The following is a 24750-nucleotide window of genomic DNA, read 5'->3' on the forward strand; positions in this document are numbered from 1 at the left end:
TCTGGTGTCCCGGTCCGAGGGGACCGGGGGCGCGGGCCTCCAGTCTAGGTGATGAGGCGTTCGATGAGCCGCTCACCGCGGATCGGCGCAGACAAGAACGGACCCCCTCGCCGAGGGGCGAGGGGGTCCGTCCGTGATCCCTGGAACACGTTAGAGGTTTGTACCAGGGAGGTCATTCATGATCAGCCGGCGGCCGGCGGCGTCAGGACGGCGTCGATCAGGTACACGACGGCGTTCTGGGTCTGCACGCCACCACAGATGACGTTGGCGTCGTTGACCATCAGCGCGTCACCGGTACCGGTGACCTCGAGGGTCGCACCCTGCGCGGTGGTCTGCGTGGTGCCCTCGAGCTCGGCCGGCTGGATCTTGCCGGGGACGACGTGGTACGTGAGGATGCTGGTGAGGCCCTCGGTGTCGGTCTTCAGGCTCTCGACCGTCTCCGGGGGAAGGGCTGCGAAGGCGTCGTCGACGGGTGCGAAGACCGTGAAGTCGCCGCTGTTCAGCGTGTCGACCAGGTCGACGTCCGGGTTCAGGCCACCCGTGACGGCAGCGGTGAGCTGGGTCAGGATCGGGTTGGCGGCAGCGGCACCGGTGACGGGCAGGAGTGCCATTCCGGCAACGGAGCCGTCGCCCTCGGGGACCTGCTCGGCGTATCCGGCGCAACCGGGCCCGACGAGGTTCGCGGCGGGGTCCATCATCTCGTCAGCCGAAGCCGAGGCCGAGGGCGCCATGCTGGCTTCCTCGGTTGCCTCCATGGTCGCCTCGGTGGTCTCTGCTGCACTGCTCGGGGTGGCCTCGGCTGCCGGCTCGTCGCCGCCGCCGCAGGCCGCGAGGCCGAACATGGAAACGGCTGCGATGCCGAGGATCGAAAGATTCCTGCGCTTGGTGATGCCCATGACAATTCCTCCATAAATGAGACCCGGCGGGTGCCTGTGGTCACTGGTTCGTGCGGGGGTTCTTGCGGTGAAACACATCGTGTCGATGTCTCGGGGGTACTTCGGGCGTCCGTAGAAGATGGATGGGTCGCACCGGAAAGAAATTCGCGGGGCCATGATCGTGACCTGCCCGTGACCTGCGGTGATACCCCATATGCCATGGCCGGATCAGTCGCGCAGGACGGCCAGGACAGGGGAAAGCCCCGCCGGTCCGTGGTCCGACGGGGCTTACTGTCCTGGGTCGAGCGAGCGCTGTCCGACCAGATGGCCGACCGGGTGGCCGTCCTCGCGGACCGTCGTGTCGGGAGGGCATGCCGACGGTTCACAGGTGGTGCGCAAGAGGGGACTTGAACCCCTACGTCCGAAGACACTGGAACCTAAATCCAGCGCGTCTACCAATTCCGCCACTCGCGCGTGGGTGTCGCTCCGTCGAGCGACCCCTCCAACTCTATCCCGGCCTCGACAGGGCCGGCGTGGTGGCCGGGAGGGGAACTCCTACCGCCCGGCCGACTCTCGGACAGCCGTCCGGAGCCGGTCCGGGCGTTGCTCCTGGTGGTGATTCAGGCGTCTATGCCGAGGTCACGGCGCAGCTTGGCGACGTGGCCCGTGGCTCGCACGTTGTACTGGGCGAGAGCGACGTTGCCCTCGGGGTCCACGACGACCGTCGAGCGGATGAGGCCCTCGTACGTCTTCCCGTAGTTCTTCTTCTCGCCCCAGGCGCCGTAGGCATCGGCGACCGCGTGGTCCTCGTCCGAGAGGAGGGGGAAGTTCAGGGCTTCCTTCTCGGCGAACGGAGCGAGTTTCGCCACCGGATCGGGTGAGATCCCGAGGACGGTGTAGCCGGCTGCCTTGAGGGAGGCGAGGCTGTCGCGGAAATCGCAGGCCTCCGTGGTGCACCCGGGGGTCGCCGCGGCCGGGTAGAAGTACACCACCACACTCGACCCTCGCAGGGCTGACAGCGTGACGGGCCGCCCGTCCGAGTCCTGCAGTGTGAAATCGGGGGCACTTTCGCCGATGACGAGTCGTTGCGACATCAATACTCCTGGTTCGTGATGCGGGCCGCTTGCGTGTGAGGGGCCTCCTGTCAAGGCCCGGGCGTGCGCGGAGGAACGTTTGACGGACAGGCCTAGTTATCATAGGTGGGAAGTCACAGCCGACGACGAGCGCCGGTCACCGAGCGAGAGGAAGTGCGCAGACACATGCCCGATCTGGAGCAATGGCCCACCGGTCGCCTGCTGACGACAGCGGCGCGGCTCGTCGAGCACGCCTGGAACGAGCGGCTGGTCGACATCGGTGTGACGCATGCCGGCGTGATCGCCCTCGGCGTCCTCGCCGACCAGGGTGCCATGACACAGGCGGGGCTCGCGCAGATCGTCCGTGTGCAGGCCCAGACGATGGGCAAGACCCTGTCGCGCCTGGAGACCCGCGGCCACGTGACGCGCGTGCGGAACGACCTCGACCGGCGTTCACATCTGGTCTCGATCTCGCCTGCGGGCCGCACGGTGCTCGAGGCTGCCGACAACATCGAGCGCACGCTCGTGGCGGGCGGCGGGCTGGTCTCGGACGAGCTCCGCAGCCACCTGCAGACCGTCATCCGGGAGCTCGGCGCCCCTCGCTGGAACGTGCCGCAGACCGCCGCCGCCCTCGATGCCGGCTCGGCGCTCGGTGACCCGAGCCCGTCCGGCCCCGCTGCCCCGATCCCGGGCTGAGGCCCGTTCCTCCAGCCCATACACTGCTTCGCCGCGAAGCGGAAGGCCCTCGGCGAAGCACCCCGTTCTCCAGATATCGCTTGCGTACTAAGCAGGCTGATGTTGTGTTTGGGAAGCACCAGTGCCCCCACGCCGGACGGAGAACACAGCATGCCGAGTACGCCCGCACCCCAGGCCGCTCCCCAGGACCTCGTCGACGGCGAGCGCACCGACACGGGAGACCCGGCGAAGGGCGCCGACGACGGGCAGCTCGAGCAGCACGAGGTCCTCACGCCGTACACGGAGGGGCCGCTGAAGGCCGCACTCCAGGACGACATCGCGCTTCGTCACCTCGATGTGGCGGAGTCCGTGGCCCGCTCCTTCGGCACCATGGGCCCTGAGGCCTCTGACATCCGCCAGGTGGCGTACCTCGGCCTGATCAAGGCCGTGAAGAGGTACAACCCGGCGAGGGGCGTCCCGTTCACCGCGTTCGCCGTGCCCACCATCTCGGGCGAGATCAAGAGATACCTGCGGGATTCCTGCTGGGTGGTCCGGCCCCCTCGCGAGGTGCAGGATCTCCGCACTGAGATCGCGCGCACCGGACCGGTCATGGCCCAGCGGCTGGGCAGGGAGGCGACCGCCCGGGAGCTGGGCGAGGAGCTCGGGTGGCCCGAGCACAAGGTGCTCGAGGCGCAGGCGTCCCAGACGAGCCTCCGGCCGGACTCCCTGGACGCCCCTTTCGAGGGACGCAGCTGGGCCGACACCCTGGCTGCCGACGGTTCCGGCACGGACCGCAGTGATGACCTGATCTCCCTCAGGGGCGCCGTCAACGAACTCGAGCCCTCCGAGAAGGAACTGCTGTACCGCCGGTACTTCATGGAGCAGACGCAGCAGGGGATCGGTGACGAGCTCGGGATGTCCCAGATGCAGGTCTCGAGGTCGCTCGCCCGCATCCTGGTGAAGCTGCAGAAGAGACTGCTCGGCGCTCCGGCCTCCCAGGACTCGGCCGCGCCACGCTCGCGTTTCGCCTGAGGCCTGTCCTCGAGGCCTGTACCTGAGGCTTGAGCGTCACCTCCGAGGCGCCGATTCCAGGCTCCGCGGTGGCGGGGCTAGGCGATCCCGTGAGCCACCGCGGCCTCGAGCACCTGCTCCACCGTCACCGCCATGATCGCGGGGTCGGGGGTGGCCGAGAATGTGTCGCCCACCCGCACGGACCCGTCCGTCAGCACGGTGTGCGGTCCGGGGGGCGGGCCCCACTCCGACGGCGGAGCCGGTCCGAACAGCACCACGGAAGGTCGGGCGTAGGCCGAGGCGAGATGCGCGGCTCCCGTGTCCGCGGAGACGACGAGCGACGCCTCGGAGATCAGCCCAGCGAACACGTCGAGCGGCAGTTCGCCCGCCGCCACGGTGCTCGTGCCCAGCCCGGCGGCATCCGCGACGGCGAGGGCCCGCGGCCGCTCCTTCGCGCTGCCGGTGAACAGCACCTGGTGCCCGGCCGCCGCCAGCGTCCGTGCCACCGCCGCGAACCGCTCGACGGGCCAGAGCCGGCTGCCGTAAGCCGCGCCCACGTGCACCACCACGGCGCCCGGTGCGGGGCTGCCGGCGTCGGGCCGCAGAAGGCCGACGTCGAGCGGGTCCGCGGGCACGCCGTGCCAGCTCACGAGGGATGCCCAGCGTTCGCGTTCGAGAATGCCGTCGCGCCACTCGGGTCCGTCCCAGCCGGGGGAGCGGTGACCCATCCGGCGTCGCGCGCCGATCTCCTGCAGGCGGCCCCGGCTCTCGCCGCCGCTCCCGTGGAGGTTCACCGCGAGGTCGATGCGCCCGTGCTCGATGGGCAGGGGATCGTCCAGTCCGTGCGTCGGAAGGAGGTCGTCGATGGCGCCCGTGAGGGCGACGATCGGCCGCAACCATTCCTGGGCCGCGTAGAGGATGCGGTGCTCCGGGAAGGCCCTGCGCAGCCCCTTGAGCGCAGGCACTGCGACGAGCAGGTCGCCGAGTTTGAGGGCGCGGAGCGCGAGGATCTCGGGCCGTCCGTCAGGGGGTGGTGTGGTGGCGGGGGCCACGGTCCGGGTGATCTGGGGGGCGTTCACGGCGCCGGTGCCCTCGGAAGTCATGCGTTTCATCCTGCCAGAGGATCCGTACGGGCCGGGCGGCCACGGGGTCCGGGAGAAGAAGTTCGAGGAGAAGTGTTTAGTCCTGCTGCTTCTCGGGAACTAAGCCTGTATGGATGACTTGGTCGGACCGACGCACGCTGCCCCGCGGGCGGTCCTGTTCGACCGCGACGGCACCATCGTTGTGGACGTCCCCTACAACGGTGACCCGGCGCTCGTGCAGCCCATGCGCGGCGCCCTCGACGTCCTGGACGGGCTCCGCTCGCGCGGCGTGCCCGTCGGCGTGGTCACCAACCAGTCCGGCATCGCCCGCGGGTACGTGACGCGGGAGCAGGTGGACGCCGTCAACGCGCGCGTCGAGGAACTCCTCGGCCCGTTCGACGTGTGGGAGGTGTGTCCGCACGGGAACGACGACGGCTGCTCCTGCCGGAAGCCCGGCCCCGGCATGGTCCTCTCCGCGTGCTCGCGACTGGGTCTCGACCCGGCGGAGGTCGTCGTCATCGGCGACATCGGGGCGGACATGGGAGCCGCCGCCGCGGCCGGCGCGCGGGGGGTCCTCGTGCCCACCGACGTGACCCTCGACGACGAGATCGACGATGCTCCGGCCGTGGCCCGCGATCTCGCCGAGGCCGTCGGGCTGCTCTGGGCCGGCACCCCGTGAGGCGCCGCGTCCTCGTCGCCCGCCTCGACAGCGCCGGCGACGTGCTGCTGGCCGGGCCGGCCGTCCGCGCGATCGCCGCAGGTGACCACGGGGATTCACCCAACGACGTCGTCATGCTCTGCGGGCCGCAGGGCGCCGCCGCGGCGCGCCTGCTGCCCGGCGTCGTCGATGTGATCACGTGGCGCGCTCCCTGGATCGTGGACCCGGCACCCGAGCCGACGGCCGAGCTGATGGCCGAACTGCACGATGCCGTGCTCGACCTCGACGTCGACGAGGCCGTGATCCTGACCTCCTTCCACCAGTCACCCCTGCCGCTCGCGCTGCTGCTGCGCCTGGCGGGCGTTCAGCGGATCGCCGGAGCGTCCGTGGACTACGCGGGCTCGCTCCTGGACGTCCGGCTGAAGCCCGGCGAGGACTTCCCCGAGGACCAGCCCGAGGCGGAGCGGGCGCTCGGGATCGCTGAGGCGGCGGGGTACGCACTGCCGTCCGACGACGACGGCCGCCTGCGGGTCGCCAACCTGGTGGACGCCGTCGGGTTGGTGGGCGACGGCCCGTACGTGGTGGTGCATCCCGGTGCGTCCGTCCCTGCCCGGGCCTGGCCGCCGCTGCACCACGCGGCCGCCGTCGGACTCCTGACCGCGGCGGGCTTCCGCGTCGTCGTCACGGGCGGACCGGACGAGAAGGACCTCACCGCGACGGTCGCCGGGCCCGAGGCCCTCGATCTCGGCGGGAGGACGGACCTGCCCACCCTGGGCTCCGTGCTGGCGGGCGCCACCGTGGTGATCACGGGCAACACCGGGCCGGCCCACCTCGCCGCCGCCGTCGGGACGCCCGTCGTCTGCCTGTTCTCCCCGGTGGTGCCCGCCGTGCGCTGGGCGCCGTACCGGGTACCGGTCGAGCTCCTCGGCGACCAGGACGCGGCCTGCGCGCTCAGCCGCGCGCGCATCTGCCCCGTGCAGGGCCACCCGTGCCTCTCGACCGTCTCCCCGGAGGACGTCGTCGACGCCGCCCTGCGCCTCAGTTCCGGAATATCGTCACTCGGCTCACGCCGCTCCATCCGCCGTTCCGACGGCCGCAGAACCACGAGGGGAAACCGATGAGGATCCTGCTATGGCACGTGCACGGAGGATGGACCGACGCCTTCGTGCGGGGCTCCCACACCTACGTGCTGCCCACCACGCCCGAGGGCGGAGCCTGGGGGCTCGGCCGGGCCGGGCGGGACTGGCCCGCGTCCGTCGTCGAACTGGCCCCGCACGAGCTGGCAGGAGCCGACATCGACGTCGTCGTCCTGCAGCGGGTGGAGGAGATCGCCGAGTGCGAGCGGCTGCTCGGCCGGACGCCGGGGCGGGACCTGCCCGCGGTGTTCCTCGAGCACAACACGCCGCGGAAGGACATCGTGGGGACGGTGCATCCCCTGGCCGACCGCACGGACATCCCGATCGTCCACGTGACCCACTTCAACGAGCTGTTCTGGGACAACGGGTCTGCACGGACGCGCGTGATCGAGCACGGGATCGCCGATCCGGGCTACCTGTACACCGGCGACCTCGCGCAGCTCGCCGCCGTGATCAACGAGCCGGTGCGGCGCGGACGCATCACGGGGACGGACCTGTTGCCGCGCTTCGCCGGGATCGCGCCGCTCGAGGTGTTCGGCATGGGGACGGATCTGCTCGCCGACAGCCTCGACCTCGGTCCGGCAGAACTGCGCATCGGCGGTGACCTCCGGACCGCCGAGCTGCACGCGCGGCTCGGCCGGTCGCGGGCGTACGTCCACCCGATGCGCTGGACGTCGCTGGGGCTCTCGCTGCTCGAGGCGATGCACGTGGGACTGCCCGTGCTGGCGCTCGCGACCACCGAGGCGGCGCGGGCCGTCCCTCCGGGTGCCGGAGCCGTCTCGACCGACGTCGAGGACCTCGTGCGCATGGCGGCGCGGCTCATCGACGATCCGGACGAGGCGCGGGCGCGCGGGCTGGTGGCGCGTGAAGCGGCGCTCGAACGGTACGGCCTCGCCCGGTTCCTCACGGACTGGGACGGCGTACTGGCGGATGTGACGGAATCGGTACGGTCCGGGGGCACAGTGGTCACCGCGGTCAAGGAAAGGAAGGCGCTATGAGGATCTCCATGGTGTCCGAGCACGCGAGTCCGCTCGCTGCCCTCGGGGGAGTCGATGCCGGCGGGCAGAACGTGCACGTGGCCGAACTCTCCCTCGCACTGGCCCATCGGGGCCACGACGTCACCGTGTACACGCGGCGCGACGACCCGGCCCTGCCCGAACGGGTTCGCACCCACCCGCGCCTCGAGGTGGTGCACGTGACCGCGGGCCCGGCGCGCAGCGTCCCGAAGGACATGCTGCTGCCCTATATGGGCGAGCTGGCCGAGGGCATCATGGCCGACTGGGACGTGGAGCCGCCGGACATCGTCCATGGCCACTTCTGGATGTCGGGGCTCGCAGCTCTCGACGCCGCGGGCCGGTCGCGCGCGGCCGGCAGGCCGGTCCAGGTGGTGCAGACGTTCCACGCGCTCGGAACGGTCAAGCGGCGCCACCAGGGCGCCGAGGACACGAGCCCCTCCGAGCGGCTCATGCTCGAGGCCATGGTGGGCCGCAGCGCCGACCGCATTGTCGCGACGTGCTCCGACGAGGTGTTCGAACTCAAGGCCATGGGTGTGCCCGGCAGCCGTGTCTCCATAGCCCCCTGCGGCGTGGATCTCGGGTTGTTCTCACCGAACGGACCCGTTGAGGAACGCGGCCGCGCGCACCGCATCGTCAGCGTGGGGCGGTTGGTGCCCCGCAAGGGCATGGACCTCGTGATCCGCGCGCTGCGCGAACTCGCGACGCTCGGCCAGGACGACGTCGAACTCGTGATCGTGGGCGGCGCGGGAGGATCGGCGACGCTCGACGAGGACCCGGAGGCGCAGCGCCTCCTCGCGCTCGCCGTGGACCTCGGGATCGCGGACCGCGTGGTCCTCCGGGGCCAGGTGTCCCGGGCCGAGATGCCCGCCGTCCTCCGCAGTGCGAACGCCGTGGTGTGCGCGCCCTGGTACGAACCGTTCGGGATCGTGCCCCTCGAGGCCATGGCCTGCGGCGTGCCGGTCGTCGCGGCGGCCGTGGGAGGGCTCGTGGACACCGTGGTCGACGGCACCACGGGACTGCACGTCCCGCCGCAGGACCCTCCGGCGATCGCGGCGGCCGTCGCGGAGATGCTCCTCGACCCCGAGTGGGCCCGGGAGCTCGGCGACAACGGGTACCGCCGCGTCAAGGCGCGGTACTCCTGGAGCCGGATCGCCGCCGACACCGAGAAGGCCTACACGACGGCGCTGGGCGCAGCAGCGACCACCGCACCCACCACAGCGCGGCGGAGTTCCGCGCGTCGACTCGAAAGCACGGGAGGCAGGGCACTGTGACCACGCATCTTTCCGATGTCCAGACGGGCATCCGCACCGCGACGGGGAGCGCCGGACCGGCCGCGGACACCGCGGCCGCCCCCGCCGCTTCTGCCGCGACGGCTACGGCCCCGCATTCCCTGACGCGGACCGATCCGCGGGGGGACGACGTCCAGGCGGCGTCGCGACGCCTCGTGATGGATCACCTCCGCGCGGTGACACCCGCCGTCGAGTCCCTGGCGCGCAACGCCGGGACCCTCGCGGGCTGGGGCGTCGAGCTCGCCGACCGGCTCCTCGCCGGACACCGGCTCCTCGCGGCCGGCAACGGCGGGTCCGCGGCGGAGGCGCAGCACCTGACGGCCGAGCTCGTGGGCCGGTTCGACGGCGAGCGCGAGCCGTTCTCCGCGATCTCCCTGCACGCCGAGAGTTCGGCGGTGACCGCGATCGGGAACGACTACGGTTTCGAGCACCTGTACGCACGCCAGGTGACGGCGCACGGCCGGCCCGGGGACCTCCTGGTGCTGCTGAGCACCAGTGGCCGGAGCCCCAACCTCCTGCACGCCGTCGACGCCGCCCGCGCCGCCGGCGTCACCACCTGGGCCCTCACGGGTGTGGGCCCGAACCCGCTGACCGAGCGGGTGGACGACTACGTGGCGGTGGACGCCGCGTCCGCCAACGCGCAGGAGGGCCACCTGATTGCGCTCCACGCGATCTGCCGGGCCTTCGACGCGGAAGTGCGGCGCCGCCGTCAGGAGGAGCAGCGATGAGGATCGTGGTGATCGGGGACGTCCTGCTGGACACCGACCTCTCCGGCGGCGCCGGCCGCCTCTCCCCGGACGCGCCCGTCCCCGTGGTGGACGTCGACGCCGTGGAGCGCCGTGCCGGGGGTGCAGGCCTCGTGGCACGCATGCTGCAGGCGGACGGCCACGAGACCGTGCTGGTCACGGTCCTCGGTGACGACGACGCCGCGGGACTGCTGCGCTCGGAGCTCGACGGCGTGACGGTCGTGGCCGGCCCGTCCGGTGCTCCGACGCCCGTCAAGACGAGGGTGCGTGCCTCCGGCCAGCCGGTGGTCCGCTTCGACGAGGGGTGCGCCGTCCCGCCGGTCCCCGCGTGCGACGACGCGATGCTGGCCGCACTCGACGGCACGGACGCCATCATCGCTGCCGACTACGGCAGGGGCCTGCTCGCGAACGAGCGCATCCGTGCGCGTCTCACCGAACTCACACGCTCCGTCCCCGTGGTCTGGGACCCGCACCCGGCGGGAGCCACACCGGTCCCCGACGTCGCCGCGGTGACGCCGAACCTCGGCGAGGCACTGCGCTTCGCGGGGGTGCCCGGATCCGGGACCCAGGCGGCGGCCGAAGCCGCCGACGCCCTGCTGGAGACCTGGCGGAGCCGCGCGGTGATCGTCACGATGGGCGAGCACGGTGCGCTCGTAGGTGCGGCCGGGCTCCTGCCGCAGGTGGTACCGGCACCCCGCGTCACCTCGACGGATCCCTGCGGGGCCGGCGATCGCTTCGCCTCCGCACTCGCGGTGGCCCTCGCGGGTGGTGCGGCCATCGACGCCGCCGCGCAGCAGGCAGTCGAGGCGGCCGCCGCGTTCCTCGCCTCCGGAGGGGTCGGTGCACTTAGCCGACGCCGGGAGGACGCACCGCGCCGGCTTCCCGTGGACGGTCTCGACGCCCTCGAGGTGGCCCGCAGGACGCGGGAGGCGGGCGGCACGGTCGTGGCCACGGGCGGCTGCTTCGACCTGCTGCACGCAGGTCACGCGCGCACCCTCGCCGCGGCACGCCAACTCGGCGACTGCCTCATCGTGTGCCTCAACTCGGACGAGTCCGTCCGCGGGCTGAAGGGGGAGAGCCGGCCCATCATCAAGCAGGAGGACCGCGCCGAACTGCTCGCCGCCCTCGAATGCGTGGACGCCGTGCTCGTGTTCGGGGAATCGACGCCGGAGAACGCCATCGCCCGGCTGCAGCCGGACATCTGGGTCAAGGGCGGCGACTACGCCGCAGAGGACCTCCCCGAGGCGGCGCTCGTGCGCACCTGGGGCGGCCGCACCGTCACCGTCCCCTACATCCCCGCCCGCTCCACCACGAAGCTCGCCGCCGCGCTCGCGCGCGTCGGCTGAGCGACCAAGACCATCACGCCCGCCGAACCCCGCGGCGTGGAGCCCGTCCCGACGGACATCGTCACGGACGGACATCGTGACTGACGCAGCCCGTCAGGAACCGAAAGGAACAGCATGAGCGAGAACACAGCAGCACCCACTCCCTACAACCCGGGGCGCGTCCTCGTCACCGGCGGAGGCTCGGGCCTCGGCGCGGCGATCGTGCAGGGCGTCATCGCCGCCGGGGGCACCCCGGTGGTCCTCGACCGCGACATCAGCCGCGTCACGGGCGTCAAGGCGTTCGAGGTGGACGTCGCCGACCGCGAGGCCGTGGAGAAGGCGGTCCGCGAGGCCGCCGAGATGATGGACGGGCTCGACGCCGTCGTGACGGCGGCCGGCATCGATCGCTGCGGCGCCCTCGACACCGTCCCCGCGGACCAGTGGGAGAAGGTGATCGGCGTGAACCTGATGGGAACGGCGTCGACCGCCCGCGCGGCACTGCCGTACCTGAAGCAGTCGCACGGTCGCGTGGTCACCATCGCCTCCACACTCGGCATCAAGGCCGTGGGTGACGCCACCGCCTACTGCGCGTCGAAGTTCGGCGTCATGGGCTTCTCGCAGGCCCTGGCCGCCGAGACCACCGGCCAGATCGGCGTCACGACGATCATCCCGGGCGGCATGAAGACCCGGTTCTTCGACGACCGCGACGAGCAGTACAAGCCGCAGGACGACTCACGGCTGAACGACCCCGAGCGCGTGGCGGAAGCCATCCTGTTCGCCCTCTCGCAGCCCAAGAGCTGCGAGATCCGCGAGATGGTCATCGCCCACGCAGAAGAAGGCTCCTGGCCCTGAGTTCCGATACGTCCGCGTAGACGTCCTCGGGCTGGACGGTCGCAACGAACGAGTCATCGTGCTCGCAGCGTTCGGCCGTCCAGCCCACTTGCCTGACGTCCGCGCCGCACACCGGGCATTCGGACACCCACGAGAAGAGCACGCGGTGGAGTGATCGGCCGATCGCTCCCGCGTTGATGACGTTGCCGATCCAGTAGACGCCGACCGTCGGGGTGCCGACCGCCTGCGCGAGGTGGCGCGGTCCGCTGTCATTGCCCACCATGACCGCGCTGCGATCGAGGACCCCGGTCAGTTCGCCGAGGGTGAGCCGGCCGGCGAAGGAGCGGACGTCCGCGTCCGGCGCCGTCGCGTGTACGAGCCGCACGATCTCCTCCGCCGTCGCCGCGTCCGACGCGTCGCCGACCACCACCACCTCGCACCCGTCCGCCGCGGCGCGCACCGCGACGTCCGCGAAGGACGACGACGGCCAGCGCCTCCGCGGGTCGGTGGCGCCCGGGTGCAGCGCGACGACGGGTCCGTCGCCGGTCAGCTCCTTCGCCCGGGCGATCTCCGCTGCGGTGACCTCCACCCGCGGTTCCAGGTCCACCGGCACGGCGCCCGCGAGGCCCACCACCTCGAGGGCGCGGAAGACCTCGTGCTGGTAATAGACGTAGGGGATGGAGCGCTCCAGCTCGGCGGCGTCCGCGGTGCGCGTCCCGATGGTGTGCCGGGCGCCGAGCCGCAGCAGGAACGGGTTCGAGTTGCGGCCGCCGCCGTGCAGCTGGACCGCCAGGTCGAAGGTTCCCTCGAGGGCCTCGAAGAAGCGCTCCACGCCTGCGGGGTCCACCTCGCCCGGGCGCACGCCCGGGGAGAACGGGAGCTCCACGACACGATCCACGGGCCCGGGCCTGCCCCCCAGCAGCGCGGCGTGGCCGGGCATGCCGAGCAGCGTGATCTCCGCTTCCGGATAGCGCGCCTCGAGCGCGGCGATGGCGGGCAGCGCGAACATCAGGTCACCGAGACCGCCGCCACGCAGGACGGCGATGCTCCGGATGTCCTCGAAGGGTGCCATCACGGGTCCTACGGACCGTGCGGTCCCGGCGTGTGCGTCCATCTCCGCTGTCCTCGTGCTCTGCTCCACGTCCCTGATCCCGTCCGTCCGCTTCTCCCGCCCGATCGCCGGGCGCTGCCAGATCCACCGTCACATCCACAGCACATCCACCGTCACACCCACTGCGCTGTCCGACGCCACATCCACCGCCACATCTTCTGCCAGATCCACCGTCACATCGGTGTCGCGAACACAGCTGTGCCGCCGCTGTCCATGCCACGTGGGAGGACACCGGGGGTGCCGCAGGACCTGCTGCCACACTATGCTAAGCGTGCTGATCGTTGCGGCGCGCAGCACAGAATTCACGCGGGTTGCCGTGTGAAGCGGGGCCATCCGGGTACAGGGCCAGTAGCCGTTCCGGGAGGTCCGGCACCCGACGGCCCGCGAGGCCGCCGGTCCCCGAAGCCAAGGAGCAGAATGTCGATCCAGTCCCACGCACAGATGCCGCTTCCCGTCCCGGGCACCGCATCGTCCGGTGGACCGTCCTCGGGCGGAGGGGCGCCGTTCGAGGTGGAGGGCGGCCAGACCGTCACGATCATCGACCCGCGCGATGGCACCGAGATGGGCACCGTGGTCTCGGCCGTCCGTGAGCAGGTCTCCCTCGCCGTCTCCCTGGCGCGCGCGGTGCAGCCCGAGTGGGCGGCGACGAGCCCCGCCGACAGGGGCGCCGCCCTCCGCCGGGCGGCGGGTGCCCTGCGCGGCGGCCTGCAGGAGCTGGCCGAACTGAACACCCGCGAGACCGGCAAGCCGCCGCAGGACGCCCTGGGCGGGGTCGAGGCCGCCATCTCCACGCTCGAGCAGTACGCCGAACTCGGTCCGGTGCACCGCGGGCTCAGCCTCCGCGGAGCCGTGACCGCCACCGACTACACGGTCGCCGAACCGCGCGGCGTCGCAGCCCTCCTTACACCGTGGAACGATCCGGTGGCGGTGGCCGCAGGCCTCATCGGCGCAGCGCTCGTCACCGGCAACACCGTGATCCACAAGCCGAGCGAGCGCTGCCCCCACACCGGCGAACTGCTCGGCAGGCTGCTGCAGCCGGCGTTTCCCGACGGCGTCCTCACCACGCTGACCGGCGGGGCCGAGGTCGGTCAGATCCTCACGCAGGAGACCGACGTCGACGTCTTCGCGCACGTCGGGTCGAGCGTCACCGGCGAGAGGATCGCCCGCGCGGCAGCCCTCGGCGGAGCGCACGTGATCCGTGAGAACGGGGGCAACGACCCGCTGGTCGTGGACGCCGACGTCGACCCGGCCTGGGCTGCTGGGCAGGCAGCTCTCGGCGCCTTCGCGAACGCCGGGCAGATCTGCACGTCGGTCGAGCGCATCTACGTGCACCGCGCCATCGCAGAGCCCTTCCTCGCCGCGCTGGTCGACGAAGCGCGGACCCGCAACGCGAGTACGCAGCCCCAGCCGCTCGTCGACCGCCGGATGCGGCAGGCCGTGCACGAGCAGGTTGCCGAGGCCGTCAGGCTCGGTGCCACGTGCCTCGAGGGCGGGAACCTGCCCGAGGGCCCCGGCGCGCACTACCCGGCGACGGTCCTCACCGATTGCACCGACGCGATGACCGTCATGGCGGAGGAGACGTTCGGGCCCGTGGCCCCGGTGACCGTCGTCGAGAGCTTCGAGGAGGGCCTCCGCCTCGCCGCCTCCGGACCCTACGGCCTCGCCGCGACGGTCCTCACGGCGGGCATCGCGCACGCGCAGCAGGCCATCGCCTCGCTGAAGGTCGGCACGCTCAAGATCAACGCCGTCTTCGGCGGCGCACCCGGCGGGTCGGCGCAACCGCGCGGGATCAGCGGCGCGGGCTTCGGCTACGGCCCGGAGCTGCTGGACGAGTTCTCGCTCGTCAAGGTGATCCACATCAGCACCCCGCCCGCGGCGGGCGCGTGATGGACGTCTCGGGGGCGGACCGGCCCGAGACCGGCCTGCCGGAAGCCGATCGGTCCGGCGCGGGTGGCTCGGAGCTCGACGGCGTCCAGGGCCTCGCGGCCTGGTTACCGGCCGCGATCGCCGACCACGCCCCCTGCGTGACGGTCATCGGCGACGCCATGCTGGACGGCTGGTGGAGCGGCAGCATCGAACGCTTCTGCCGGGAGGCGCCGGCTCCTGTGGTGGACGTCAGACGCCGTGACTACGCGGCCGGTGGCGCTGCCAACACGGCCGTGAACCTGGCCGCCCTCGGTGCGCGCGTCCGCATGTGCGGTCTCATCGGCGCGGACGACGCCGGGCGTCGCCTGCGCACCATCCTCGAGGACGCCGGCGTGGACACCACCCACCTCCTGGAGGACGAGGGCGTGGGGACCACCACGAAGTACCGCATCCTCGGCAACGACCAGGTGATGCTGCGCATCGACGACGCTCCGGAGGAGCTTCCCGCGGCGGCGATCACCGCGCTCGCCGAGCGCGTTCCGTCGGCCGTGGACGGCGCCGAGGCGGTCGTGGTGTGCGACTACGACTCCGGGGCCCTGGGGGACGAGGTGCGCGCCGCACTGGGTGCGGCCGCCGGTCTCGACCCGTCGCTGCTCGTGGTGGTCGACGCGCACGACACCGCCGCATGGGCGGGCGTGGGGCCGGACCTCGTGACGCCCAACGCGCAGGAGGCCGCCCGCATGCTCGATGCGCGGCTGGATCCCCGCAGCGATCGTGCGCGCACGGTCTCCGCGCGCCGCGACGAGCTGCTGGCGGCGACCAACGCCGGCGCCGTCGTCGTCACCCTCGACCGCGACGGCACGGTGCTGCTGGGCCGCGACGGCGAGGATCACCGCACCTGGGCGAAGCCGGCCACCGAGAAGCAGGCCTCCGGTGCCGGGGACACCTTCGTGGCGAGCCTCACCGCGGCCCGTGCCGCCGGCCTGCCGCTGGGCACCAGCCTCGATTTCGCGCAGGCCGCCGCCGACGTCGTGGTGCACCGCCCGGGGACGTCCGTGTGCACGACGGCGGACCTCACCGCGCATCTCCAGCAGGTCGCCGACACCGCGATCGCCACCGAGGACCTGGTCCGGCGGGTCGCGGAGCACCGGGCCGCGGGGAAGCGGATCGTGCTGACCAACGGGTGCTTCGACGTGCTGCACCGCGGCCACACGCGCTACCTCGACCAGGCCAAGCAGCTCGGCGACGTGCTGGTGGTGGCCCTGAACGACGACGACGGCGTACGCCGGCTGAAGGGCCCGGACCGGCCCATCAATCCGCTGGCGGACCGCGTGGGGATCATCGCGTCGCTCAGCTGCGTGGACTACGTCACCGTGTTCTCCACCGACACGCTGGTGCCGCTGATCGAACTCCTCCGCCCCGACGTCTACGCCAAGGGCGGCGACTACACCGCGCAGATGCTGGAGGAGACGCCGGCCGTCGAGGCCTGCGGGGGGCGGGTCAGCATCCTCGACTACGTGCCGGAGCGCTCCACGGCGGCAGTGGTGCGGCGCATCCGATCATCACGCCTGGCCGGTGAGGCGTCATGACGCCGCGGTGGTCAGGGGAGTGGGCGGTGCACGGCGAGGACGAGGAGCCTCTGGTCGACGTGCTCATCCCGTCCTTCGACCGGCCGGCCGAGCTCGCGGTCACACTGTCCGGTCTCGCCGCGCAGGAGGGCGTCCCCTTCCGTGTGGTGGTCAGCGACCAGTCCGAGGGTGAGGCCGCAGGCTTCACCCAGCCGGCGGTGCGGGCGATGGTGCGGGTGCTCGAGGCGCAGGGCAGGCAGGTACGGCTGGAGAGGCACCTGCCCCGCCGCGGCCTCGCCGAGCACCGGGAGTTCCTCCTCGGCCTGGCCCGCGCGCCGTTCGTCCTCTTCCTCGACAACGACGTCTGGCTGGAACCGGGGACGCTGCACCGCATGACCGACGCCCTGCGCACCGCGAAGTGCGGTTTCGTGGGGTCCGCCGTGCAGGGGCTCTCCTACCTCGACGACGACCGCCCGCACGAGCGCACCGAGCTGGCCTTCTGGCCCGACAACCAGGTGCGGCCCGAGCGCATCAGGCCAGGCAGCGAGGGCTTCGCCCGATGGCCCCTCCACAACGCGGCGAACCTCGCGCACGCGGCCGCGGAGCGCGGGATCCCCGCGGGCGGCTGGGACCTCTACCGCGTGGCGTGGGTGGGCGGATGCGTGCTCTTCGACCGCGCCGCGCTCGTGGAGTGCGGGGGTTTCGACTTCTGGGACCAGCTCCCCGCCGAGCACGCGGGGGAGGACGTCGCCGCCCAATGGCGCGTCATGGAACGGTACGGCGGCGCGGGGATCATGCCGTCCGGAGCCGTGCACCTCGAGGCGCCCACCACGGTCGTGAACCGTGACACAGACGCTGCCCACGCGATTCTGGGCCAGTGACGGCGCCTTCCGAGGCGCCGTGAGCAGTACCCGAGCACCACACCTGATCGACCGACGAAGGAGCATCACCATGGCAGATCCGAGCCCCATCGACATCCAGAAGGCCCTCGGCGGTATGGACTACCCCGCCTCGAAGGAGGACCTCGTCAAGCACGCGAAGGACAAGGGCGCGGACGGCGACGTCCTGGAGACGCTGGAGAACCTGCCCGACCGCGAGTTCGATTCCCCGACCGACGTGAACAAGGAAGCCTCGAAGTAGGCACCGGACGGCGGCGCTCCCATCGGGGGCGCCGCCGTCGTCATGTCCGCGGACGTCCGGTCGGGCGGCACTGCCCGCTCAGACGCCCGTCGCGTCGCCCGATGTCTCGACCGGCGCGGTCGACGGCGCCGCGTCCTGCTGCGGTCCGGCGATGTTCACCATCCACGTGACGCCGAAGCGGTCCGTGCACATCCCGAAGCTGTCACCCCACGGGGACGCCGCGAGGGGCATGATCTCGGTGCCGCTCCCGGCGAGCGCCTCCCAGTAGCCGCGGAGCTCCTGCTCGTCGTCGCCGCTGATGGACAGGGCATGCCCGGCGGGGGAGGTGCTCCCCATGCTGTTCGGCGTGTCCGCCGCCATGAGCACCTGCCCGCTCGGGGTGGTCAGCATCGAGTGCATGATCTTGTCCTTCTCCGCAGGGTCCTCACTGACCTGGAACTCGGCGAAGGTGCTGCGCTGCAACTCACCGCCGAACACCGACTGGTAGAAGTCCATGGCGTCCCGCGCCGTGTCCGTGAAGTTGAGGTAGGTGTTGATGGTGGCGGCCATGATGAGTTGCTCCCTACGTCCTGTGGCCCGTGCCACGCGAGTGTGCTGACGGAAGCGATTATGGAGCACCGGGGCGGCCGGAGGAAGGGCCGGGGGAGAGGCAGGGGAGGGCGCGTGGGTGTGTTCACCACCGGCCCCGGACGTACGAAACCCCGCCCCCCAGGCGGCGAGACCTGGAGAACGGGGAATCGATGTGCACCCCTCGGGACTTGAACCCGAAACCCATTGATTAAGAGTCAATTGCTCTGCCAATTGAGCTAGAGGTGCGAGGCGGTTCGCGTCCCGGTTTTCCCGGTCCGGCTCATCCGCAACAGCATTGAACTCTACCAGCACTTCGGCGCAAAGGAGAAACCGGAACGGCTCCCCGCACCCCTGCCCGGACCCGGGGAGCGCGGGGATACCCGGGATTCCGGGAAGCGCCGGCAGCACATGGACGGCGTACCTCTCGCCGGAGTCGTGGAACCCGGGACCCCGACCGCCCTACGCGGTTAGGCTGGCGCCATGACCAGTCCCGCCGTGCAACCCGCCGTGAATCCCGCTGCCACCCCCGCTCCGGAGGCCTCGCCGGAGTCCCGCACCGACGCACCGCAGCGGGTTCGCGTCCTGAGCGTGCCGTCCGCGGACCTGCGCGACGCCCTCGCCGACGTCTCACCCGCCGTCAGGGTGGTCCTGTGGGACTTCGAGGGTGCTCCGGAGGGCGCGGATCCGGCGGAGCTGGACGCCGTCGTCCTCCCGTACACCGGCCGCGCCCACCTCGAGGGTGCGCTCGACGCCGCGGTGAACCTCGCACTGGTGCACACGCAGTCCACGGGGTACGACGGCGTCGCCGACCTGGTGGCACCCGGCGTGGCGATCGCGACCGCGGCGGGCGTGCACGCGGCCGCCACGGCGGAGCTCGCCGTAGGCCTCGCGCTCGCCTCGCTCCGCGGGCTCGACGACGCGGTGCGGCAGCAGGGTCAGGGCCTGTGGCGCAGCGCGCGGTACCCGGGGCTCACCGACCGCCGGGTGCTCCTGGTCGGGGTGGGCGGGATCGGCGAGGAGATCCGGCGCAGGCTCGTCACGTTCGAGGCGGAGGTCACCCGCGTGGGGAGTTCCGCGCGGGACGACGACCTCGGGCACGTCCACGGCAGCGACGAGCTGGTGGCGCTGGCACCCCGGCACGACGTCGTGATCGTGATCACCCCGCTCAGCGACTCGACGCGCGGACTCATCGGGCGTGAGGTCCTCGCCGCCCTGCCGGACGGCGCGCTGGTGGTGAACGTGGCGCGCGGCCCCGTGGTGGACACCGACGCCCTGACACGCGAGGTGATGGCGGGTCGCCTGAAGGCAGCGCTCGACGTGGTGGATCCGGAACCGCTGCCGGAGGGGCACCCGCTCTGGCACGCCCCCGGCGTCATCATCACCCCGCACGTGGGCGGGAACACCGGGGCCTTCCCGCCGCGCATCCTCGAGCTGCTGCGCGGGCAGGTCGAGCGACTGGGGGAGGGCAGGGAGCCGCTCAACCTGGTGCGGCGCGGACCCTGGGGGTAACAGCGGCTCGGCGGAGCGGTCGGGGCAGCCCGGAGGTCAGGCCAGGTCGATGAACGCGTCCATGAACGCGTCGAAGTCCACGGCGTCGTCGGACTGATCGAGGCGCAGGGGCGTCCCGGGGCCGATGTCGAGCACAGCGTGGGGTGTCACGGAGAAGCGGAACACGCGGCCGGTACTCGTGCCCACCTCGTAGGTGCCGTCCTCCTGCCACTGCAGGGCGTGCGCGAGGTTGGTCATGTTGACCTCGACGGGTACACCGGCTCCGGTGATCGCGGCGAGATCGAGCGGAGCGATCATGAGCTCGGCGGGCTTCCAGCGGTACCCGACCACGAACGATGCCGAAGTGCCGGCCGGCCTGCCCGGCACGGCCGGACCAGCCTGTCCGGGAGACCCGGCCGGCGTGCGGTCGGCGTAGACCAGGTTGTAGTCACCGTAGTTGGGGATCTGGCCGTCGAAGACGCGGCGGAGGGCTGCCTTGAGGCTCTGCCCGCCGTCGAGCGGTGGTGATGATGCGGCACGTTCAGGGGTCATGGGGGGCCGATGCGCTAGGAGTCGGTGCGGTCGCCGCGGGGCGATCCGACAGGACGGGCCGTGCACGGGCGCCGGCGACGGAGGGAACGCCCTCCGCGTCCGGGCCTGCCGTCGAGTCGAGGACGCCCCGCGGGAGCCACACGTTACCGGAGCGGCGGCGCACGCCACGAGGGCCGCGCGGGCCGAAACGCGGGCTTTACCGGAGCGATACGTCACCTGTAACAGGACGGTCACATGGCGGAACGCGCCGACGGCGCAGGCCTAGACTCGATGCCATGAGTGTCGACACCCCCGCTGGAGCGCCCCTGAAGACCACACCGGACATCAAGCCCCGCAGCCGGGTCGTCACCGACGGCATCCATGCAGCGCCCTCTCGCGGCATGCTGCGTGCGGTCGGCATGGGCGACGACGACTTCGCCAAGCCGCAGGTCGGTGTCGCGAGTTCCTGGAACGAGATCACCCCGTGCAACCTCTCCCTCAACCGCCTGGCGCAGGGCGCGAAGGAGGGTGTCACGGCGGCCGGCGGCTTCCCCATGCAGTTCGGCACCATTTCCGTCTCCGACGGCATCTCGATGGGCCACGAGGGCATGCACTTCTCCCTCGTCTCCCGTGAGGTCATCGCGGACTCGGTCGAGACCGTCATGCAGGCCGAGCGCATCGACGGGTCCGTGCTCCTCGCGGGCTGCGACAAGTCCCTGCCGGGCATGCTCATGGCGGCGGCCCGCCTCGATCTCGCCTCCGTGTTCCTGTACGCGGGCACCATCATGCCGGGCTTCGCCAAGCTCGAGGACGGCACGGAGAAGGAAGTCACCCTGATCGACGCCTTCGAGGCGGTGGGTGCCTGCGCCGCCGGCACCATGAGCCTGAAGGACCTCGACAGCATCGAGCGTGCCGTCTGTCCCGGGGAGGGCGCCTGCGGCGGCATGTACACCGCCAACACCATGGCGTGCATCGGCGAGGCCCTCGGGATGTCACTGCCCGGGTCCGCCGCCCCTCCCTCGGTGGACCGCCGCCGCGACGCGTTCGCCCAGAAGTCCGGCGAGGCCGTGGTGAACCTCCTGCGCCTCGGCATCACGGCGCGCGACATCATGACGAAGAAGGCCTTCGAGAACGCCATCGCAGTCACCATGGCCTTCGGTGGTTCGACCAACGCCGTACTGCACCTCCTGGCGATCGCCCGCGAGGCCGAGGTGGAGCTCACGCTCGACGACTTCAGCCGCATCGGCGACACCATCCCGCACCTCGGCGACCTCAAGCCCTTCGGCCGCTACGTCATGTACGACGTCGACAAGGTGGGCGGCGTCCCGGTGATCATGAAGGCACTGCTCGACGCCGGGCTGCTGCACGGCGACTGCCTCACCGTCACGGGCAAGACCCTCGCGGAGAACCTCGCGGACATCGCGCCGCCGGACCTCGACGGCAAGATCCTGCGCGCACTCGACAACCCCATGCACAAGACCGGCGGCATCACCATCCTCCACGGGTCCCTCGCCCCGGAGGGCGCCGTCGTGAAGAGCGCCGGGTTCGACGCCGACGTCTTCGAGGGCACCGCGCGCGTCTTCGAACGTGAGCAGGGTGCGCTCGACGCCCTGGACGCCGGGGCCATCCACGCGGGTGACGTCGTCGTGATCCGCTACGAGGGCCCGAAGGGCGGGCCGGGGATGCGCGAGATGCTCGCCATCACCGGCGCCATCAAGGGTGCCGGGCTCGGCAAGGACGTCCTCCTGCTGACCGACGGCCGGTTCTCCGGCGGCACCACGGGCCTGTGCATCGGGCACGTGGCCCCGGAGGCGGTCGACGGCGGTCCCATCGCCTTCGTGCAGGACGGCGACCGCATCCGCGTCGACATCGCGGCGAAGAGCTTCGACCTCCTCGTGGACGAGGCCGAGCTCGGGCAGCGCAAGGTCGGCTGGGCGCCGCTTCCGGCGCGGTACACGAAGGGTGTCCTCGGCAAGTACGCGAAGCTCGTCCACTCGGCGTCGACGGGTGCGTACTGCGGCTGACATACGGCCGGCCCGGTTGGGTTAGTGTCCACTCACTGGACACTGTGTCCACCATGTGAGACTCGACCGGGGCCGGTTGACACTGTTCCGAGGGCGCGAGGAAACTACAGGGTATGCAGCTCATCCCCGTGGTCGTCCTTACACAGCGCGTGGCCTGAAGCCCGTCACACGACGACTCCAGTCACGCGCAACCCCTCGCAGAGCCTCACCGGCTGAGGGGTTTTTTTGTTGACACGACCTGTCGACGAAGGACGCGCGGTAGCCGTACGAAGTCACCCGCTGCACCCGTGCAGCGAACGTTCCGAAGGAAGTCCAGACATGTCCAAGGGATCGCCCATCAGCCCCGCGCTGCTGGCAGCACGGCCGGCTCCGCCCGCAGCGCCCACCCGGGACGCCGTACCCGTCCTTCCGGTGAGCGCGGTCCGGGGATCGAACACCGTGATCCGCCCCGTCGAGATGCTCGGTTCCGCCGCGATCGTCAGGTCGCTCGAGGAGCTGGGGGTCGACGACGTCTTCGGTCTCCCGGGCGGAGCGATCCTCCCGACGTACGACCCCCTCATGGCATCGACGAAGCTGCGCCACGTGCTCGTCCGGCACGAGCAGGGCGCGGGCCACGCGGCTCAGGGCTACGCCATGGTGACCGGCCGCCCCGGCGTCTGCATCGTGACCTCGGGCCCCGGCGCCACCAACCTCGTGACGGCGATCGCCGACGCACACATGGACTCGGTGCCCATGGTGGCCATCACCGGCCAGGTCTCCAGCGCGTTCATCGGCTCGGACGCCTTCCAGGAGGCGGACATCGTGGGGATCACGATGCCCATCACGAAGCACTCCTACCTCGTGACCAACGCACAGGACATCCCGCGCGTCCTCGCCGAGGCCTTCCACATCGCGACCACAGGCCGCCCGGGGCCGGTGCTGGTCGACATCTCCAAGGACGCCCAGCAGGCCAGCATGAGCTTCTCCTGGCCGCCCAAGGTGGACATCCCCGGGTACCGGCCCGTGCTGCGCGGCCACTCCAAGCAGGTGCGCGAGGCAGCCCGCCTGATCGCGGCAGCCGAGCGCCCCGTGTTCTACGTCGGGGGCGGCGTGGTCAAGGGCCACGCGTCCATGGAACTGAAGGAGCTCGCCGAACTCGTCGGAGCGCCCGTGGTCACCACGCTCATGGCCCGCGGCGTCTTCCCCGACTCCCACGAGCAGCACGTGGGCATGCCCGGCATGCACGGCTCGGTCTCGGCCGTCACCGCCCTGCAGCAGTCGGATCTGCTCATCACCCTCGGCGCGAGGTTCGACGACCGCGTGACCGGTGTGCTCTCCAGCTTCGCCCCGCACGCGAAGGTCATCCACGCGGACATCGACCCGGCAGAGATCTCCAAGAACCGCACGGCCGACGTGCCGATCGTCGGCTCGGTGAAGGAGATCATCCCCGAACTGACGTCCGCGGTCCGCGAGGCCTTCGCCGACCAGCGCCCCGACATCTCCGCCTGGTGGAAGACCATCAACCACCTCCGCGAGACCTACCCGGTCGGCTTCACGCAGCCCGACGACGGCCTCTCGGCGCCGCAGCAGGTCATCAAGCGCATCGGGGAGCTCACCGGACCGGAGGGCGTGTTCGTCTCCGGCGTGGGCCAGCACCAGATGTGGGCGGCCCAGTTCATCCAGTACGAGCGGCCGCACGCGTGGCTGAACTCCGGCGGGCTCGGCACCATGGGCTACTCGGTGCCCGCCGCGATGGGCGCGAAGGTGGGCAACCCGGACCGCGTGGTGTGGGCCATCGACGGTGACGGCTGTTTCCAGATGACCAACCAGGAGCTCGCCACCTGCGTCATCAACAACATCCCGATCAAGGTGGCGATCATCAACAACTCCTCGCTCGGGATGGTGCGGCAGTGGCAGACCCTCTTCTACGAGGGCCGCTACTCGAACACCGACCTCAACACCGGGCACGACACCGTGAGGGTTCCCGACTTCGTGAAGCTCGCCGACGCCTACGGGTGCGTGGGCCTGCGCTGCGAGCGTGACGAGGACATCGACGCCACGATCCAGCAGGCACTCGCGATCAACGACCGCCCGGTCGTCGTCGACTTCGTGGTGAGCCGCGACTCGATGGTCTGGCCCATGGTGCCCTCGGGCGTGAGCAACGACCTCATCCAGATTGCCCGGAACATGACCCCAACCTGGGAACAGGAGGACTGAGCATGGCACGCCACACCCTCTCCGTACTCGTGGAGGACGTCCCCGGCGTCCTGACCCGCGTGGCCAGTTTGTTCGCGCGGCGCGCGTTCAACATCAACTCGCTCGCCGTGGGACCCACGGAGGTCGCCGGCATGTCCCGGATCACCGTGGTGGTCGAGGCCGAGGGAGATCTCCTCGAGCAGGTGACGAAGCAGCTCAACAAGCTCATCAACGTCATCAAGATCGTCGAGCTGACCAGCGACCAGTCCGTGCAGCGCGACCACATCCTGATCAAGGTCAGGGCCGACGCCGCGACCCGGCTGCAGGTCACCCAGGCGGCGGACCTGTTCCGCGCGGCCGTGGTGGACGTCGCCACGGACTCCCTGATCATCGAGGCCACCGGCACCCCCGAGAAGCTCTCGGCGCTCCTGTCCGTCCTCGAGCCGTTCGGGGTGCGCGAGATCGTGCAGTCCGGGACGCTCGCGATCGGCCGCGGTGCGAAGTCCATGAGCGATCGCGCCCTGCGCAGCGCCTGATTCCCACCCCGGGGCGCGTGCAGC

Annotated in this window: 23 protein-coding genes and 2 tRNA genes; 17 read left to right on the forward strand and 8 right to left on the reverse strand. The window is 71.3% G+C overall.

What is annotated here, in order from left to right; translation table 11 throughout:
• Positions 1-182: 182 nt before the first annotated feature.
• The 3 genes from AC4D12_RS05425 to bcp form a co-directional block, all read right to left on the reverse strand.
• A complete protein-coding gene (locus AC4D12_RS05425; protein ID WP_490948903.1) occupies positions 183-896 on the reverse strand; it encodes a fasciclin domain-containing protein in 714 nt (237 codons plus the stop codon).
• A 368-nt stretch (positions 897-1264) separates the two neighbouring features.
• Positions 1265-1349: transfer RNA gene (locus AC4D12_RS05430), tRNA-Leu, on the reverse strand.
• 146 nt (positions 1350-1495) lie between these two features.
• Entirely contained in the window at positions 1496-1969 is a 474-nt protein-coding gene (gene bcp, locus AC4D12_RS05435; RefSeq protein WP_490948904.1) for a thioredoxin-dependent thiol peroxidase, read from the reverse strand.
• A gap of 165 nt (positions 1970-2134) precedes the next feature.
• Here bcp and AC4D12_RS05440 point away from each other — a divergent pair, with 165 nt between their 5' ends.
• Positions 2135-2644 (forward strand): MarR family winged helix-turn-helix transcriptional regulator, encoded by a 510-nt coding sequence (locus AC4D12_RS05440; protein ID WP_490948905.1) that lies wholly within the window; start codon positions 2135-2137, stop codon positions 2642-2644.
• Between the two features lie 150 nt (positions 2645-2794).
• Complete coding sequence (locus AC4D12_RS05445; protein ID WP_490948906.1) at positions 2795-3655, forward strand: sigma-70 family RNA polymerase sigma factor; 861 nt, start codon at positions 2795-2797, stop codon at positions 3653-3655.
• 77 nt (positions 3656-3732) lie between these two features.
• Here AC4D12_RS05445 and AC4D12_RS05450 read toward each other — a convergent pair whose 3' ends face one another.
• Positions 3733-4737, reverse strand: coding sequence for a glycosyltransferase family 9 protein (locus AC4D12_RS05450; RefSeq protein ID WP_490948907.1), 1005 nt, complete (start codon positions 4735-4737; stop codon positions 3733-3735).
• Between the two features lie 109 nt (positions 4738-4846).
• Here AC4D12_RS05450 and AC4D12_RS05455 point away from each other — a divergent pair, with 109 nt between their 5' ends.
• From AC4D12_RS05455 to AC4D12_RS05485, 7 genes are all read left to right on the forward strand, one after another.
• Complete coding sequence (locus AC4D12_RS05455) at positions 4847-5395, forward strand: D-glycero-alpha-D-manno-heptose-1,7-bisphosphate 7-phosphatase (RefSeq protein WP_490948908.1); 549 nt, start codon at positions 4847-4849, stop codon at positions 5393-5395.
• On the forward strand, positions 5392-6495 hold the full coding sequence (locus AC4D12_RS05460) for a glycosyltransferase family 9 protein (protein ID WP_490948909.1): 1104 nt from the start codon (positions 5392-5394) through the stop codon (positions 6493-6495). The genes AC4D12_RS05455 and AC4D12_RS05460 overlap by 4 nt, the downstream gene beginning before the upstream one ends.
• Positions 6492-7508: a glycosyltransferase gene (locus tag AC4D12_RS05465; RefSeq protein ID WP_490948910.1), complete on the forward strand. Its 1017-nt coding sequence runs from the start codon at positions 6492-6494 to the stop codon at positions 7506-7508. Before AC4D12_RS05460 ends, AC4D12_RS05465 begins: the two co-directional genes overlap by 4 nt.
• Positions 7505-8797 carry a glycosyltransferase gene (locus tag AC4D12_RS05470; RefSeq protein WP_490948911.1) on the forward strand — a complete coding sequence of 431 codons (1293 nt, stop codon included), beginning with the start codon at positions 7505-7507 and terminating at the stop codon, positions 8795-8797. Before AC4D12_RS05465 ends, AC4D12_RS05470 begins: the two co-directional genes overlap by 4 nt.
• A 176-nt stretch (positions 8798-8973) precedes the next feature.
• Entirely contained in the window at positions 8974-9543 is a 570-nt protein-coding gene (locus AC4D12_RS05475) for a D-sedoheptulose-7-phosphate isomerase (protein ID WP_490949488.1), read from the forward strand.
• Complete coding sequence (locus AC4D12_RS05480) at positions 9540-10907, forward strand: PfkB family carbohydrate kinase (RefSeq protein ID WP_490948912.1); 1368 nt, start codon at positions 9540-9542, stop codon at positions 10905-10907. The genes AC4D12_RS05475 and AC4D12_RS05480 overlap by 4 nt, the downstream gene beginning before the upstream one ends.
• Before the next feature lie 114 nt (positions 10908-11021).
• Positions 11022-11738, forward strand: coding sequence for an SDR family oxidoreductase (locus tag AC4D12_RS05485; protein ID WP_490948913.1), 717 nt, complete (start codon positions 11022-11024; stop codon positions 11736-11738).
• On the opposite strand, the gene AC4D12_RS05490 is transcribed toward AC4D12_RS05485, so the two are convergent.
• Positions 11704-12789 carry a glycosyltransferase family 9 protein gene (locus tag AC4D12_RS05490; RefSeq protein WP_490948914.1) on the reverse strand — a complete coding sequence of 362 codons (1086 nt, stop codon included), beginning with the start codon at positions 12787-12789 and terminating at the stop codon, positions 11704-11706. The genes AC4D12_RS05485 and AC4D12_RS05490 overlap by 35 nt on opposite strands.
• A gap of 456 nt (positions 12790-13245) precedes the next feature.
• On the opposite strand from AC4D12_RS05490, the gene AC4D12_RS05495 reads away from it, so the two are divergent.
• The 4 genes from AC4D12_RS05495 (at position 13246) to AC4D12_RS05510 (ending at position 17402) form a co-directional block, all read left to right on the forward strand.
• Positions 13246-14715 carry an aldehyde dehydrogenase family protein gene (locus AC4D12_RS05495; protein ID WP_490948915.1) on the forward strand — a complete coding sequence of 490 codons (1470 nt, stop codon included), beginning with the start codon at positions 13246-13248 and terminating at the stop codon, positions 14713-14715.
• A complete protein-coding gene (locus AC4D12_RS05500; protein WP_490948916.1) occupies positions 14715-16283 on the forward strand; it encodes a PfkB family carbohydrate kinase in 1569 nt (522 codons plus the stop codon). The genes AC4D12_RS05495 and AC4D12_RS05500 overlap by 1 nt, the downstream gene beginning before the upstream one ends.
• Positions 16280-17143, forward strand: a complete 864-nt coding sequence (locus tag AC4D12_RS05505; protein ID WP_490948917.1) for a glycosyltransferase — start codon at positions 16280-16282, stop codon at positions 17141-17143. The genes AC4D12_RS05500 and AC4D12_RS05505 overlap by 4 nt, the downstream gene beginning before the upstream one ends.
• Positions 17144-17213: 70 nt before the next feature.
• The gene (locus AC4D12_RS05510; protein ID WP_490948918.1) at positions 17214-17402 is read left to right on the forward strand and encodes a DUF2795 domain-containing protein; all 189 of its coding nucleotides are present in this window, start codon (positions 17214-17216) and stop codon (positions 17400-17402) included.
• Between the two features lie 78 nt (positions 17403-17480).
• Here AC4D12_RS05510 and AC4D12_RS05515 read toward each other — a convergent pair whose 3' ends face one another.
• Together AC4D12_RS05515 and AC4D12_RS05520 are read right to left on the reverse strand one after the other, a co-directional pair.
• Complete coding sequence (locus tag AC4D12_RS05515) at positions 17481-17951, reverse strand: VOC family protein (protein ID WP_490948919.1); 471 nt, start codon at positions 17949-17951, stop codon at positions 17481-17483.
• Between the two features lie 194 nt (positions 17952-18145).
• Positions 18146-18218, reverse strand: a tRNA-Lys gene (locus AC4D12_RS05520).
• 234 nt (positions 18219-18452) lie between these two features.
• On the opposite strand from AC4D12_RS05520, the gene AC4D12_RS05525 reads away from it, so the two are divergent.
• A complete protein-coding gene (locus AC4D12_RS05525; RefSeq protein WP_490948920.1) occupies positions 18453-19481 on the forward strand; it encodes a 2-hydroxyacid dehydrogenase in 1029 nt (342 codons plus the stop codon).
• 36 nt (positions 19482-19517) lie between these two features.
• On the opposite strand, the gene AC4D12_RS05530 is transcribed toward AC4D12_RS05525, so the two are convergent.
• Positions 19518-20012 (reverse strand): hypothetical protein, encoded by a 495-nt coding sequence (locus AC4D12_RS05530; RefSeq protein WP_490948921.1) that lies wholly within the window; start codon positions 20010-20012, stop codon positions 19518-19520.
• 275 nt (positions 20013-20287) lie between these two features.
• On the opposite strand from AC4D12_RS05530, the gene ilvD reads away from it, so the two are divergent.
• The 3 genes from ilvD to ilvN all read left to right on the forward strand — a co-directional run bounded on the left by ilvD (position 20288) and on the right by ilvN (position 24726).
• Entirely contained in the window at positions 20288-22015 is a 1728-nt protein-coding gene (ilvD, locus tag AC4D12_RS05535; RefSeq protein ID WP_490948922.1) for a dihydroxy-acid dehydratase, read from the forward strand.
• Between the two features lie 318 nt (positions 22016-22333).
• Positions 22334-24211, forward strand: a complete 1878-nt coding sequence (locus tag AC4D12_RS05540) for an acetolactate synthase large subunit (protein WP_490948923.1) — start codon at positions 22334-22336, stop codon at positions 24209-24211.
• 2 nt (positions 24212-24213) lie between these two features.
• Positions 24214-24726, forward strand: a complete 513-nt coding sequence (gene ilvN / locus AC4D12_RS05545; RefSeq protein WP_490948924.1) for an acetolactate synthase small subunit — start codon at positions 24214-24216, stop codon at positions 24724-24726.
• Positions 24727-24750: the final 24 nt, after the last annotated feature.

Source organism: Arthrobacter sp. TJ-266 (genome assembly GCF_058269115.1).

Bases quoted from the DNA above. Each gene is read 5' to 3' on its own strand.
- AC4D12_RS05425 (WP_490948903.1), bottom strand. From the start codon at position 896: ATGGGCATCACCAAGCGCAGGAATCTTTCGATCCTCGGCATCGCAGCC.
- bcp (WP_490948904.1), bottom strand. From the start codon at position 1,969: ATGTCGCAACGACTCGTCATCGGCGAAAGTGCCCCCGATTTCACACTG.
- AC4D12_RS05440 (WP_490948905.1), top strand. From the start codon at position 2,135: ATGCCCGATCTGGAGCAATGGCCCACCGGTCGCCTGCTGACGACAGCG.
- AC4D12_RS05445 (WP_490948906.1), top strand. From the start codon at position 2,795: ATGCCGAGTACGCCCGCACCCCAGGCCGCTCCCCAGGACCTCGTCGAC.
- AC4D12_RS05450 (WP_490948907.1), bottom strand. From the start codon at position 4,737: ATGACTTCCGAGGGCACCGGCGCCGTGAACGCCCCCCAGATCACCCGG.
- AC4D12_RS05455 (WP_490948908.1), top strand. From the start codon at position 4,847: ATGGATGACTTGGTCGGACCGACGCACGCTGCCCCGCGGGCGGTCCTG.
- AC4D12_RS05465 (WP_490948910.1), top strand. From the start codon at position 6,492: ATGAGGATCCTGCTATGGCACGTGCACGGAGGATGGACCGACGCCTTC.
- AC4D12_RS05470 (WP_490948911.1), top strand. From the start codon at position 7,505: ATGAGGATCTCCATGGTGTCCGAGCACGCGAGTCCGCTCGCTGCCCTC.
- AC4D12_RS05475 (WP_490949488.1), top strand. From the start codon at position 8,974: ATGGATCACCTCCGCGCGGTGACACCCGCCGTCGAGTCCCTGGCGCGC.
- AC4D12_RS05480 (WP_490948912.1), top strand. From the start codon at position 9,540: ATGAGGATCGTGGTGATCGGGGACGTCCTGCTGGACACCGACCTCTCC.
- AC4D12_RS05485 (WP_490948913.1), top strand. From the start codon at position 11,022: ATGAGCGAGAACACAGCAGCACCCACTCCCTACAACCCGGGGCGCGTC.
- AC4D12_RS05490 (WP_490948914.1), bottom strand. From the start codon at position 12,789: ATGGCACCCTTCGAGGACATCCGGAGCATCGCCGTCCTGCGTGGCGGC.
- AC4D12_RS05495 (WP_490948915.1), top strand. From the start codon at position 13,246: ATGTCGATCCAGTCCCACGCACAGATGCCGCTTCCCGTCCCGGGCACC.
- AC4D12_RS05500 (WP_490948916.1), top strand. From the start codon at position 14,715: ATGGACGTCTCGGGGGCGGACCGGCCCGAGACCGGCCTGCCGGAAGCC.
- AC4D12_RS05505 (WP_490948917.1), top strand. From the start codon at position 16,280: ATGACGCCGCGGTGGTCAGGGGAGTGGGCGGTGCACGGCGAGGACGAG.
- AC4D12_RS05510 (WP_490948918.1), top strand. From the start codon at position 17,214: ATGGCAGATCCGAGCCCCATCGACATCCAGAAGGCCCTCGGCGGTATG.
- AC4D12_RS05515 (WP_490948919.1), bottom strand. From the start codon at position 17,951: ATGGCCGCCACCATCAACACCTACCTCAACTTCACGGACACGGCGCGG.
- AC4D12_RS05525 (WP_490948920.1), top strand. From the start codon at position 18,453: ATGACCAGTCCCGCCGTGCAACCCGCCGTGAATCCCGCTGCCACCCCC.
- AC4D12_RS05530 (WP_490948921.1), bottom strand. From the start codon at position 20,012: ATGACCCCTGAACGTGCCGCATCATCACCACCGCTCGACGGCGGGCAG.
- ilvD (WP_490948922.1), top strand. From the start codon at position 20,288: ATGAGTGTCGACACCCCCGCTGGAGCGCCCCTGAAGACCACACCGGAC.
- AC4D12_RS05540 (WP_490948923.1), top strand. From the start codon at position 22,334: ATGTCCAAGGGATCGCCCATCAGCCCCGCGCTGCTGGCAGCACGGCCG.
- ilvN (WP_490948924.1), top strand. From the start codon at position 24,214: ATGGCACGCCACACCCTCTCCGTACTCGTGGAGGACGTCCCCGGCGTC.